This window comes from Streptomyces sp. NPDC053069 (assembly GCF_044546895.1).
Classification (GTDB): domain Bacteria; phylum Actinomycetota; class Actinomycetes; order Streptomycetales; family Streptomycetaceae; genus Streptomyces.
The window spans coordinates 154,285-167,241 of the sequence record NZ_JBITZN010000013.1 but is presented as its reverse complement, the minus strand read 5'-3'; the positions used below and the strand labels follow the sequence as shown (position 1 = coordinate 167,241).

The window sequence follows — 12,957 nt, the reverse complement described above, 5'->3', positions numbered from 1 at the left end:
GCCCGCCCGGGCCGCCGGGCGGGAACCTAACGGAGACGGCCTCGCTTGATCTCCATCGCGGCCCTGCCTGCGGCCCCCTTCCGCTTCCAGTCCCGCCGAAGCTCCGCCCGCACCCGCGCATCCGTCTTCGCCACGATCCACTGGTTCTCCCGCACCAGCTTCCGGTAGCTCTCCAGCCGCCGCACCGCGAGCTCCCCGCGCTCCACCGCGGAGCGCACCGCGCAGTCCGGCTCGCTGTCGTGCGCGCAGTCGTGGAAACGGCACCGCTCGGCCAGTTTCTCGATCTCGGCGAACACCTGGCCGACGCCGCTCTCGGCGTCGTACAGGCCGACGCCCCGCAGTCCGGGCGTGTCGATGAGGACCCCGCCGGAGGGCAGGACGAGCAGGTTGCGGGTGGTCGTGGTGTGCCGGCCCTTGCCGTCGACGTCCCGTGCCGCCCGCACGTCCATGACGTCCGCACCGACGAGCACGTTGGCCAGCGTCGACTTGCCCGCGCCGGACTGGCCGAGCAGCACGGACGTACCGGAACCGGCCAGCGCGACGAGGACATCGAGCCCCTCGCCGTGCAGGGCGCTGACGGTGACCACCGGCACACCGGGCGCGCTCGTCTCGACGTCCTGCACCAGGTGGGCCAGGGTGACCGGGTCGGGCACCAGATCGGCCTTGGTGAGCACCACGACGGGCTGGGCACCGGACTCCCAGGCGAGGGCGAGGAAGCGTTCGATGCGGCCGAGGTCGAGGTCGACGGCGAGCGACACGGCGACGACGGCGTGGTCGACGTTGGCGGCGAGGATCTGCCCGTCGGACCGCTTGGAGGAGGTGGAGCGCACGAAGGCGGTGCGGCGTGGCAGATACGCCCGCACGTACCGCGGGTCGCCGTCCGGGTCGACGGCGACCCAGTCGCCCGTGCACACGACCTTCATCGGGTCGCGGGGCACGACGAACTCGGTGTCGGCGCGGACGACCCCGCCGGCGGTGACGATGTCGCACTGGCCGCGGTCGACCCGTACGACACGGCCGGGCAGGAGGCCCTGCTCGGCATGGGGAGCGAACTCGGCTTCCCAGCCCTCGTCCCAGCCGTACGGGGCGAGAGGATGCGAGGAAGGCGAGGACGAGCCCGCGAGAGAGGAGAAAGACAAGGGAGGACCCTTCACAAGGGTGGCCTCGGCGCCGCGCTCACGGGCGCGGGAGAAGAGTGAGGTCAGCCGGAGGCCACGGAGGTGGAGTGGATGAACTTCTGGTTGCGGGCAGCGCCCGTCACAGAGACAGCCATCGGTCACACCTCCTGTTCCTCACTCGGTCGACAGCAGCGGCCGTCAGCCGCTGCCCGAAGCGATCCCCACCCTAGATGCGCGCACACTCGGACGCCACCGAATTTCCGGCAGGGTCACCGGCCGTGCTGGTCGCGGTCCTCAACGAGCGGCTGTGACCGGCACGTTCCGATCAGACCTAGTACACCGGCAGCGCCAGCAGCGTCGCGTGATTGAGGACGAAGACGCGGTTGCCGTCGGCGGCGAGGGAGCGGGGCAGGCCACCGGCGAGGGCGTACGTCTGGGGGTCACCCTCTCCGGAGCGCGGCAGGCCGCTCACCCCGGTCTCCTCGCTCTCCACGATCCAGACGCTGTTGCCCTGGACGGCCGGCGGCTGCCACGGCGGGGCCACGCCGGCGACGATCACCGGGTCGGCGGCCTGGCTGCCGTCGGCGCGCAGCGGGCGCAGTGCTGCGCAGTCCAGCGCGTAGACCACGCCGCCGGCCACCACGGGCGGGCCCCACCCGTCGACGCCGTTCCTGGGCGGCCGCAGCGGGTTCCGGGACCACAACTGGCGGCCCGTGCCGACCTCCACCGCCGCCAGGGTGCGGCCGCCGAGATAGACGGTTCCGCCGTCGATGGCGGGCCGTAGCGGTCCGGCGGCCTGCCCCTTGCGGATCCAGGCGCGGGTGCCGTCCTCGGCGCGGACCGCGGCCACGTCGCCCGTCTGTGTGCAGAACACCAGGTGGCCGGCGCCGAGGGCCGCGGCGGGGCGGCCGCCCGAGAGCGGCACCGGCGGCCGCTTCGTCCACCGCACCTTTCCGTCGGTCCCCACGCAGCGCAGTCGGCCGTCGGTGGTCTGCAGGTAGACGGCGTGGGCGTCCGCGGCCAGCAGGACACCCACCTGCGCGTCCACCGTCCAGCGGGGTGATCCGGTGGCGGCGACCCAGGTGCGCAGGGTTCCCTCGCCGTCGGCGGTGGCCACCAGGCGGTCCCCGATCGAGAGGTAGCCGGCGCTCGTCTTCGCGGCGTCGATCCGCCACCGTTCCCGGCCGTCGGTGACCTGGCGCGCCGCGACGCCGCCGCCGGCGGCCGCGAACACCACCACGTCGCGCACCGGCAGCGGTGGCGGCGACCCGGCGTCGGCCACGTCCTGCAAGGGGCCCCACAGCGGCTTCGGGGAGCCGTCGGCGGAGCCGAGCGGCGCGGCCTGCACCTTTGCCGGCGGCGGGATGTCGAAGGGGTCGGACGGGGCGTCAGCACGGCTGAGCCACCAGGCGGTGCCGCCGCCCGCCGCGGCCAGCAGTACGCCGCCGCCGGCGGCGCTCAGCAGCCGGCGCCGGGTGAGGCGGGGAGCACCGCCGGCCGTACCGTCCTGCGGGGTGGGCGAGGAGCCGGCCGTACGGGCCGTCAGGCGGCGGGCCGCCTCCTCCCGTTGCCGGATCTCCGCCCCCAACGGCCCGGACTTCCACAGCCGTCCGGGCCGAGGGGGCGGTGCCGCCGCGGCCTCGGCGACCTGGGCGGGCAGCGGCCGTGCCGCCGGGTCCTTGGCGAAGCAGGGCGCGACCAGGTACCGCAGGCCTTCGGGAACGGCCCCCAGATCGGGATTGCCGTGCACGACCTCGTACAGGACGGCCGTGATCTCCGCACCGGTGTAGGCCGGCCGGCCGCCCGCGGCGAAGGCGAGGACGGCGCCGAGGGAGAAGACGTCGGCTGCGGGTCCGACGCGCTGTCCCAGCACCTGTTCCGGCGCGCCGTAGCCGGGGGTGACCGGGATCTGTCCGGTGCGGGTGAGGGTCAGGCCGTGTTCGGGTCGGGCGATGCCGAAGTCGATCAGGCGGGGGCCGCGCGAGGTGAGGACGACGTTGGGGGGTTTCACGTCCCGGTGGACGAGTCCTGTGGCGTGCACGTCCTGGAGTGTGCGGGCCAGTGACCGGGCCAGCTCCCGCACGGCCGTGTCGTCGAGCGGCCCGAAGCACGCGACGGCGTCGTCCAGCGTCGGTCCTGCCAGGAACTCAGTGGCGATCCACGGCCTGCCGCCCTCCAGTTCGGCGGCGAGTACACGCGCCACGCCCTCGCTGGTGACGGCCTGCGCGGTGCGCGCCTCCCGGAGGAACCGCTCGGTCAGGTGTCCGTCGTGGGCGAGTTCCGGCAGCAGGACCTTGACCGCGGCGGGACGTCCGGAGAAGTCCGCTCCGAAGTACACCTTGCCCATGCCGCCTTCGCCGAGGACGCCGTGGAGGCGGTAGGGGCCCAGGCGCAGCGGGTCTCCCTGGCCGAGGGGTTTCACGGGTGGTCGTCTCCTGGATCGTGACGGGCGGGTGCTCAGGCGAGTGGGAGGGCGATGGTCCGCTTCTGCTGGCGGACGTAGAGACGGCCGCCCTTGGGGTCGGCGGTCAGGACGACGGGCTCGGCCTCGTACGTCCAGACGGCCTGGCGGGCCCGCAGGTCGACGGCGCGTACGCCCTTGTCGTCGGCGCAGTAGGCGTACCGCTTGCCGATCGCCGGGGCCACGTCCCGCAGGCTCTTCCGGCCGGACAGTCCCTTCTCCTGCCAGTTCATGGTGCCGGAGAGCGCGTCGACGGCGATCAGTCCCCGGTCGCCGTCGGTGCAGTAGACGACGCCGTCCTGGACGACGGGCGCGCCGTACCGTCGCTCCCCGCTCCCGCTGTCGCCGCCGGCCTGCCCCATGCCCACGACCCACTCCAGCTCGCCGTCGGACAGCCTGCGGGCGGTGAGGGCGTCCGCGCCCAGGTAGAGGTTCCGGTCGTCGGTGACCAGACGGGACGGCGGGGTGCCCGCGTACGTCTCGGAGAACTCCCACAGTCGACGGCCGCTGCCCTTGTCGTGCACGGAGAGGCCGATGAACTTGGAGTCCGTCGCCGGGCTCCCGCACAGCACCACCCGCGACCCCACCACGGTGCCGCACAGCGCGGGTGGGGCTCCCTGGGCCTGCGGCCCGTCCACCGGGCTGCGCCAGCGTTCCCTGCCGGTGCCCAGGTCGGCCGCGACCAGGTACCAGCGCCCGCCGGAAGCGGCCTTGGCCACCAGGTAGGCGACGCCGCCGTCCACGCACAGCAGCTGGTTGTACTGCTCCTTGCCGGCGAACGCGGAGAGCTCCACCAGGGGCTTGCCCAGTTGGCCGTCGGTCTGCGCCACCTCGCACACCGCCAGCGCCGCCGCGTCCTGGTAACGCCGCAGGGCGTAGACGCGGGTTCCGTCGGTGGCCGACCGCCAGATGTCCTCGATGCTCGCCTGCCAGGTCCCCTTGCCCGACTCGGCGTTGACGCCGCACAGCACGATCCCCGCGCGCATCGCCAGGTTCCGGCCGACCGCCATCACCTCGCCGCCGGAGTCCGGGCACCACAGCGCGGTACTCCAGAGCGCCGCCGGAGGCTTGGGCCGGTCGACGGCGTCCTTCTTCTTGCCGCTGTCGTCCCCGAAGCCCCCGAGCAGGGCCCAGCCTCCGCCGCCGAGAATGCCGCCGCCCAGGAGAGCGCCCCCGGCCACGGCCAGCAGCCGGCGTCGCGAGACGCCCGGTGCAGGGGCCGGCTCGGCCCCCGGCGCCTCGGCGGGCACCGGTGGCGGCAGGCGGTGCGGCGGCTCGCGCCACACCTCGTCGCTGCGCCGGGCGATCTCCCGCAGCACCGCGTCGGGCAGCAGGTCCGCGAAGCCGCGGTGGTCGCCCGGGACGCCGTCGGCAGCAAGCGCGGTTCGCAGCTCGGTGGTGGACGGGCGCTGGGAGGGATCCTTGGCCAGACAGCGGGCGAGCAGCGGGCGCAGCGGTTGGGGGACCCTGCCGAGGTCCGGCTCGCCGAACCGGACGCGGTACAGCAGGTCGGTGGGGGCCCCGCCGCCGAACGGGCCGATGCCGGTGGCGGCGAAGACCAGCACCCCTGCCAGGGCGAACACATCCCCCGCCGCCGTGTGTTCGAGGCCTGCCGCCTGTTCCGGCGACATGAACGCCGGCGTTCCCATGGCGCTGCCGACGTTCGTCAGGTGCTCGTCGCCGAAGGCCCGGGCGATGCCGAAGTCGATGATCCGCGGTCCTTGCGCCGTCACCAGGACGTTGGAGGGCTTCAGGTCGCGGTGCACCACCTCCGACCGGTGCAGCTGCTCCAGCCCGGCGGCGAGGGCCGCGCCGAGGGCGCGCACGGCCGGCTCCGGCAGTGGTCCGCTCCCCTCCACGGCTGCGTCCAGCGGCGGACCGAGGACGTACTCCGTCGCCAGCCAGGGGGTCGGTGCCTGGGGGTCGGCATCGACGACCGCCGCGCCGTGCTCGGAGCCGATGACGCGTGCCGCGTCCGTCTCCAGCCGGAAACGCGTCCGGAGCGTGGTGTCCGCGGCGAGGCGGGTGTGCAGGGTCTTCACCGCGACCGTGCGGCCGCCCGTCGAACGGGCCAGGTAGACGGTGCCCATGCCGCCTCCGCCGAGGCGGGCGAGGATCCGGAACGGGCCGACGGTGTGCGGGTCGTCGTGCAGAAGAGGGGAGATCATGCCTTCAGTGCCCTTGGGTGGGAAGTGCGGCGGCGAGGACCGCCGCCGACTGACGGGACAACGCCTCGACGACGCGGCCGGGCAGGGACACCGGCTCGGTGCCGCCGGCCAGCCCGCCGTACGCCGCGCCCGGCAGCAACTCCGCCAGTACCCTCGCCGGTTCGGGTCGGCTCTGCGGGTCGCGTGAGCGGCAGGCCATCACGATGTCCCGCAGGCCGACGGGGACCTCCTGCCGCTCGGGCACGGTGTACCCGGTCGCCGCGTAGGCCAGCACGGCGCCCAGGGCGTAGACGTCCCCGGTCCGGTCCACGGGACCGCCCGCCGCCACCTCGGGGGCCAGGCAGCCGGTCTCCAGGGTGGCTGCCTGCGCGGCGGGGCTTTCCGCCGGTGAATTCGCGCGGGTCGCGCCGAAGCAGCTCAGGAGCGGTCCGCAGGCGGTCAGCAGCACGCCCGCCGGACACACCCCGCCGTGCACGATGCCCAGGACATGGGCCGAGGCCAGGGCCTCGGCCAGGGTGCCGCCGAGCGTGCGGACCAACGGCTCCGGCAGCGGGCCGCCGTACGCGGCCAGGACGGCCGGCAGCGGCAGTGCCGGCCGGTAGGGGGACGCGTACCAGGGGAAAGCCGGCGTCCCCCCGAGCCGGCCGACCGGCCAGAACCCGGGCTGGGTCAGCCGGGCCGCCTGCTGCGCCTCGGCCGCCCACCGCGCCGGGTCACCGCCGGGCGGCGGCAGGCACGCCAGGACCGTGTGGCCGCCGTCTGCGCTGCGGGCCAGATAGCGGCGTTCGGGCACGCCCCGGCTGCCGTCGCCGTCGAGACGCGCCAACGTCACAAAGTCGCCGATCCGCCCCGGATCGTCCTGTCGCAGCTTCTCCACTCGGCCTCTTCTCCCCCGTCCCTTGCCGTCAGGACCCGTTCTCCGCCCGCCAGGCTCGTTTGCGGGCGTGAGCTTATATTCGGCCTGGACAGGGAGGGAAAGCGGGGCCCTGTCCGGGGGGGAGGACGGATGCCGCCCGGCATCCGCACCGCGGACGCCCAGCGGTGAGGGGCGGACACCCAGGGGAGCGCACCGCCTCCGTTGTGCCGGGGTTTCCCGCCAGGCCCGAGGCGTTGCGGCACGAGACGTTGCGACATGATCCGCTCCGCTTGCTCAGCCGCCCGCGCAGGCCGCCCCGTTGAGCGTGAAACCGTAGGGAGGCCGATTTCTGTCGTGCCAGGTGCCGAGGAACCCGAAGGACAGCGTGCCGTGCGCGGCGACGGTCCTGTTGTAGTCGGCGGCGGTGGCGGTGACACGGGAGCCGCTCTGGCGGGCGGTGGCGTCCCACATCTGGCCGACCTGCTGGCCGTCACGGAAGGCCCAGGACACGCTCCAGCCGTCGAGGGACCGGCCGGTGGTGACGGTGACGGTGGCCTGGAAACCGTCGGGCCACTGGTCGACCAGGTTGTAGGCGACCCGGCAGGTCGTCGCTGGTGCGGTGGTCCGGGGGCTGGGGGCGGGCCGGTGCGTGGCGGAGGAGGCGCCCTGCGGTTCGGGGTCGGGCTGCGTGCGGTGGGAACCGGCGGTCGTACGCGGCGCGGAGGGGGTGGTGGCGGGTGCCGGCGTCGCCGTGGCCGGGGTGGTGCTGCGGGAGACGCCGGGGTCGGCGACCGGCTGCCGGTCGTCGCGGGCGGCCGCGGTGTCGTCGCGGGCTACGGCGGTGTCGTCGCCGGAGCCGCCGAACGGCATCATCGACACGCCGAGCGCCAGCGCCGACAGCAGCACGGCCGCGGCGAGCAGGCTGCCGCGCAGGATGCGGCTGCGCCCGGTGCCCTCCTCCGGATCGCCGCCCGTGGGGTCGGCGCCGGGGTGGCCCGCGCCAAGGCGGACCTCGGCGGCACGGCGGCGGCGTTCCAGGTAGGCGAGGCCGCCCCAGCCGATGACCCCGCCGGCCAGCGCGGCGGGCAGTCCGCCGCCGTGCAGCCGCAGACAGGCGGCGGCCTCGGCGCACCGCATGCAGGTCGCGAGGTGCCGGGAGAGATCGTCGGGGGTGTCGGCGGACGGCGAGCGGGTGACCGCGTCCAGCAGGCGGGCGTAGGAGCGGCACAGCGCGTCCATCGGGGTGTCCAGGTGGGCGCGGTGGCAGCGGTCCCGGAACAGGGTGCGGACCTGGTCGAGTTCGTCGGCGACGGTGGTCTGGTCGAGGCCGAGCCGGCGCGCGACGGCGGGCAGGGGCAGCGCCTCCACCTCGGCCAGCCACAGCAGCGAGGCGTCGGCCTCCTGCATGTCCCTGAGGCCGCGCAGCGCGACCGGGCGTTCCAGCGGCGGGCCCGAGAAGCGGACGGCCTTGTCGGAGTTGAGCCACAGCCGCAGGTCGGGGTCGAGCTTGTGCCCCTGGCCGCCCGCCTCCCAGGCGGCCGCCGTGTCGCGTACGGCGGTGAGCAGGGCCGGGATCGTGGGCAGCCGCGCGGTACGGCGGCCCGCGCCGCGCACATGGGTGCGCGCGGCGGCGCGGACCTCGCGCATGCCGAGCGTGAACGCCTCCGTTGCCAGCTGATGGGCCGTCAGAGAACCGGAGGTGCACAGGTCCGCGTAACTGAGCACCGCGTCCCAGCCCTCCGAGAACAGCGCGGACTCGGTGGCGTCCTGGGGGGTCGGCAGGTCGGGCATGGGACTCCTGCATCCACGAGCGAGGTCAACTCACCACAGGCAAAAGGGAGTTGCAGGAAACCTCGCGGCAGGCACAGAGCCTTTCACGTCCTCGACACAACTGACAAGCGGCCTGTTCACATGCGGTTACCGATGGTGGCGGGGCGGACGCGCGACGCGACGAGCCCGCAACTCCGGCCTCTTGTACGGATGCGGGCGCCGCCGTGCTCACTGCCGGGCTGCCGGGCTGCCGGGCTGATCACACCCCGGTCCGCTCCTCCATGGGTTCGGCGGCGGGTTCGTCCGCCGGCAGGCTGTCCATGAACGAGCTGACGGAGAAGACCGCGCGGCCGGGTCCGGGCGGGCCGTAGCCGGGCGGGGAGGAGAGCCCGAAGTCCTCCATCGTCTGGCGGTATGCCTGCAGCAGCCGGATGTGGTACTCCAGCGGCGCGCCCTGCGGGTTGGCCTTGCCGAGCGGGGTGGTGGGCTCCGGGCACCAGGTGGTGAAGCGGGGCGTGATGCCGTGCGACATGAAGAAGCGCAGGCCCTCGGTCGTGGAGGCGATCGCCTCGTCGACGGTGGTGAAGCCGAACGGCTCGGCCATCTCCACGCCCGCCACGAAGTTGGGGATCACGTTGCGTGCACCGAAGACCTCGGCGGAGTCCAGGATGCGCCGGTGCCACTCGTCACGGCCGACGTACCGCTCCTTGCCGGGGCAGTACAGCTCGAACAGCCGGCGGTCCCACACCTCGAAGTTGGGGTGGTAGATCTGCACGCCGTAGTCCTTGAACCGCTGGACGTCCGCCTTGGGCAGCGCCTGGGCGACGACCTTGCCGATCCAGCGGCCCGGGAAGCGTTCCTCGATGGCCTTGGCGTAGTGGCCGTAGAAGTCGGCCTCGTCCCGCCCGGCAACCGTTTTCGTGATGGCTCCGCCGGTCAGCGTGTAGGCGGTGGAGGCCTTCTGGGTGTCGTACCGGTCGATGATCTCCAGGGCCTCCAGCACCTCCTCGACGTCCTTCACGCCGGTGTACGGCCGCCCGGCCGCCTTGTGCTGGCGCCAGTTGTGGTTGATGTCGCAGTACTGGCACTCCTCCTTGGCGCCGAAGTACTGGCAGACCCGGAAAACCGTGAGATAGATCAGGTAACCCCACTGGATGGTCGGGGCCACCTCCATCACGGACTTCCCGTTGGAGAGGGTGTGCCGGTAGTACTCCGGCATGGGCGGCACGCCGACGTCGGCGATGCGCTTTCCGTCGAGGTAGAGCCCGAGCAGCCCCTCGTCGTCGGCGGCCACCCGGTACGGCGAGGCCGGGTTCACCCGTACGGAGACCACCGTACGCCTCAGGTCGTACGGACCACCGGTGAGGATGATCTCCTCCGGCGGGCGCCGGAGCGCCGCCTCGCCGAGCTCGGGCAGGGTGCCGTGGTCGAAGGAGAAGATGAAGTACGACTTCGGCTTGACCTCGCCGCTCTCGTTGTCGCTGAGGGCGGACGGATCGAAGGCGACGCCCCCGCGGAGCAGGTCCTCCTTGAAGACGGCTTCCCGTGGCACGTGCGGGAACCGCTCCATCAGATCCTCGACCAGCGCGGTACGACTGCCCATCCGTCTGTCTCCTCCCGGTTCAGGCGTACGTCTGACACCGTATGCCCCCGCCTGCGGCTCAGCCGTGCCGGGTCCCCGCACGGCGGGCGATGTGCTGCGGCACGGCGGTCCCGGGCGGCAGCACCGGGTCGGGCTGCGGGGTGCCCCAGACCGCGGTCAGCGGCAGGACCCCGGCCCACAGGCCGAGGGCCGCGTCGGGTCCGTCGCCGTCGTCCGGGGCGCCGGTGCGGATCTTGACGGAGGCCTCCTGGAGCGAGAGGGCGAGAAGGGTGGTGGCGGCCAGCTCCTTGCGGCTGGGGCTGCGGGCGTACGACCACTGGCCCGGCGCCGAGTGCTCGGTGAGCCGGCGCAGGCCGTCGAGCTTCTCCTCGGGGTCGGTGACCCTGCGCGCCGTGCCGTGGATCATCGCGCTGCGGTAGTTGACGCCGTGCTCGAAGACGGACCGGGCGAGCACGAGCCCGTCCACGTGCGTGACGGTCACGCACACGGGCGTGTCCGCGGCGAGACTGCGGCCGGCCACGGACCCGTGCAGATACAGCCACCGCTCGTCCCGCCCGTACACGGTGGGCACGACGACCGGCCGCCCGTCGATCAGCACGCCGAGATGACAGACGAACCCGGCGTCGAGGATGGCGTCGAGCTCCGCGCGCTCCAGACTGCCCTGCTCGCGCAGGCGCCGGTGTCGGGTGCGGTCGGTGACGGGCAGCCGGGCGGGAAGGGGTTGCTGAGTCATGGAGGGGAAGGTACCGATTTCGCATGTGAACAGCCAGCTTAATTCTGCATACATCCGTCCAGAGTCCCCATGACGACGAAATCCGTAGACCACTTCCCTGACCCCCTTCCCGGGCGTGACGGATGAGAGGGTCGGCCCACACGGACTCTCCGGGAGGAACGCCACCGTGACAGGGACGGCCGAGAGCGCCGGGACGGTCACCAACCGGGCGCACGCCGCCTCCGCCGGACTTCCTACAGCCCCTTTCCAAAGCCCTTGTCGAAAGGAACTCGCAGCCCATAGCCTGCGCTCGTGCCGGTGCCGCTGCGGCCCGGCCCGGACTGGACGGAGGGGCACCCCGCGTGAAGCGCACATCACGTGACATCCGCACCGCGAACCGCTACGAGGTGTTGCGCCAGATCATCGCCGAGTCTCCCACCTCCCGGCAGGAGCTGGCCGCCGCCACCGGCCTGAGCCTGGCCACGGTGGCCACCCTGGTCGGCGAGTTGCTGGACCTGCGCATGATCACCGAGGTCGGCTTCGAGGACTCGGCCGGCGGCCGGCCCCGGGGCCTGGTGGCCGTCAACGCGTCGGGGGGCGCGTTGATCGGCGTCGACATCGCGGAGACGTACGTCCATGTCGAGCTGTTCGACCTGGCACTGAACGTACTGGCCCGCGCCGACGAGGACATGCGGCCCGGCGAGAGCCGCCCGGAGCAGGTGGTCGGCCAGGTGGCCGCCGCCGTCGGCTCGGTGGTGGCGCAGGCCGGGGTCGAGGCGGCCCGGGTCCTCGGGGTCGGGGTGAGCGTGCCGGGCCAGGTGGACCGGGACACCGGCGTCGCCGAGTACGCGCCCAACTGGGACTGGCACGACGTGCCGTTGCTCGACCTGCTCGCCGAACACATCGCGTATCCGCTGCACCTGGACAATCCGCTGCGCGCGTGCACGGTGGCCGAGCTGTGGTTCGGTGCCGCGCGGGGCCGCGGCGACGCCGTCGTCGTCAACCTGGGCACGGGAGTCGGTGCCGGTCTGGCGCTCGGCGGCGGGCTGCACCGGGGCGTGAGCAACAGCGCCGGTGAGTGGGGCCACACCACACTCGTGCTGGACGGGCGGCTGTGCCACTGCGGCAACCACGGCTGCGTGGAAACGTACGTCGGCGCGCCCGGCATCATGCAGAACCTGCGTGAACTCAGCCCGGGGTCCGCCCTGTTGCACCCGGAGGACCAGACGGCCACCATCGACGCGCTGGCCCACGCGGTCGCCGCGCAGGACCCGGTGGCGCTCAAGGTCGTCCGGGACACCGCCCGCTACCTGGGCGCGGGCATCTCCGACCTGATCAATCTGCTCAACCCCGAAGTGGTCGTGCTCAGCAGCTGGGTCGCCGCCCGGCTGGGCGAGCCGCTGCTCGGCGAGGTCCGCCAGGCCGTCGCCCGGCATGCGCTGCGCCGGCCGCTGGCCGCCACCGAGATCGTCCTCTCCCCGATCCCCACCGACCCGGTTTCCCTCGGCGCGGCCACGTTCGCCCTGGAAGGGGCGCTGCAGTCCGCCGGACAGAGGACCGGCACCACCAAAACCGCCACCAAGCGCACCGCCTACGCAAGGAGCCGTACCGCACCGCATTCATGACGACGGAAGGGATGCACGTGTCTCACCCCGCAAGAGATCCCTGCTGCTGACAGCCTCCGCGACGGAACCGTTTCCGCAACTCTCGCCGCCCGCTCGATCAGCCCGGCGATGGCTGCTGAACCCGAACGGCCGGATCGTGAACGAGGCGTCGGGCATGCGCCTCGATGCCGACGGTAACGCCGTCCGCCCACCGGCCGAGGGCCGTCGGCCACTGCCCTGACCCCATGGCCACAGACTTCATCCAACCCCTTGCCGAATCATTAGCCGAAGGGACGTCAGCATGTCGGCACTGAGCCACAGCAACTGGGAGCGCCGTTCGGCTGGGTGGACAGCTACCGGGGTCTGATCATCCCGGGCCTCTTCAGCGGTTTCACCTGCTTCCTGTTCCGGCAGTACTTCCTGGGGTTCCCCAAGGAACTGGAGGAGGCGGCACGCGTGGACGGGCTCGGCCACTGGGGCGCGTACTGGCGGATCGTCGTACCGAACTCGCTCAACTTCTTCGCGGCGATGGCCACCTGGTCATCGGCCAGGACCCAGCGCCTGGACGGTCCAGGTCGCGCTGTCGTCGTATGACCAACCAGACCGTCAACCACCACCTGATCTTCATGACCACCGCCGTTTCCATCCTGCCGCTGCTGTTCAAG

The 12,957-nt window shown here is 73.1% G+C and carries 8 protein-coding genes and 1 pseudogene; 2 read left to right on the top strand and 7 right to left on the bottom strand.

What is annotated here, in order from left to right; translation table 11 throughout:
* Positions 1–26: 26 nt before the first annotated feature.
* The 7 genes from rsgA to ACIGXP_RS28130 form a co-directional block, all read right to left on the bottom strand.
* On the bottom strand, positions 27–1,139 hold the full coding sequence (gene rsgA, locus ACIGXP_RS28160; protein ID WP_399772869.1) for a ribosome small subunit-dependent GTPase A: 1,113 nt from the start codon (positions 1,137–1,139) through the stop codon (positions 27–29).
* Positions 1,140–1,449: 310 nt separating this feature from the next.
* On the bottom strand, positions 1,450–3,540 hold the full coding sequence (locus tag ACIGXP_RS28155; RefSeq protein WP_399772866.1) for a PQQ-binding-like beta-propeller repeat protein: 2,091 nt from the start codon (positions 3,538–3,540) through the stop codon (positions 1,450–1,452).
* 35 nt (positions 3,541–3,575) lie between these two features.
* On the bottom strand, positions 3,576–5,747 hold the full coding sequence (locus ACIGXP_RS28150; protein WP_399772863.1) for a protein kinase: 2,172 nt from the start codon (positions 5,745–5,747) through the stop codon (positions 3,576–3,578).
* Positions 5,748–5,751: 4 nt separating this feature from the next.
* The gene (locus ACIGXP_RS28145; protein ID WP_399772860.1) at positions 5,752–6,624 is read right to left on the bottom strand and encodes a serine/threonine protein kinase; all 873 of its coding nucleotides are present in this window, start codon (positions 6,622–6,624) and stop codon (positions 5,752–5,754) included.
* Between the two features lie 273 nt (positions 6,625–6,897).
* Entirely contained in the window at positions 6,898–8,394 is a 1,497-nt protein-coding gene (locus tag ACIGXP_RS28140) for a cellulose binding domain-containing protein (RefSeq protein WP_399772857.1), read from the bottom strand.
* A 238-nt stretch (positions 8,395–8,632) separates the two neighbouring features.
* On the bottom strand, positions 8,633–9,976 hold the full coding sequence (locus ACIGXP_RS28135) for a radical SAM protein (protein ID WP_363217646.1): 1,344 nt from the start codon (positions 9,974–9,976) through the stop codon (positions 8,633–8,635).
* A 58-nt stretch (positions 9,977–10,034) separates the two neighbouring features.
* Positions 10,035–10,709 carry a pyridoxamine 5'-phosphate oxidase family protein gene (locus ACIGXP_RS28130; RefSeq protein ID WP_399772854.1) on the bottom strand — a complete coding sequence of 225 codons (675 nt, stop codon included), beginning with the start codon at positions 10,707–10,709 and terminating at the stop codon, positions 10,035–10,037.
* A 341-nt stretch (positions 10,710–11,050) separates the two neighbouring features.
* Between ACIGXP_RS28130 and ACIGXP_RS28125 the strand changes: the two genes are divergently transcribed.
* Positions 11,051–12,313, top strand: coding sequence for an ROK family transcriptional regulator (locus tag ACIGXP_RS28125; protein ID WP_399772851.1), 1,263 nt, complete (start codon positions 11,051–11,053; stop codon positions 12,311–12,313).
* Between the two features lie 303 nt (positions 12,314–12,616).
* Positions 12,617–12,954, top strand: a pseudogene (locus ACIGXP_RS28120) (ABC transporter permease subunit); the annotation flags it as partial.
* Positions 12,955–12,957 lie beyond the last annotated feature (3 nt).

Coding starts and splice junctions, on each gene's coding strand:
- ACIGXP_RS28130 (WP_399772854.1), bottom strand. CDS start 10,709: ATGACTCAGCAACCCCTTCCCGCCCGGCTGCCCGTCACCGACCGCACC.
- ACIGXP_RS28140 (WP_399772857.1), bottom strand. CDS start 8,394: ATGCCCGACCTGCCGACCCCCCAGGACGCCACCGAGTCCGCGCTGTTC.
- ACIGXP_RS28150 (WP_399772863.1), bottom strand. CDS start 5,747: ATGATCTCCCCTCTTCTGCACGACGACCCGCACACCGTCGGCCCGTTC.
- ACIGXP_RS28135 (WP_363217646.1), bottom strand. CDS start 9,976: ATGGGCAGTCGTACCGCGCTGGTCGAGGATCTGATGGAGCGGTTCCCG.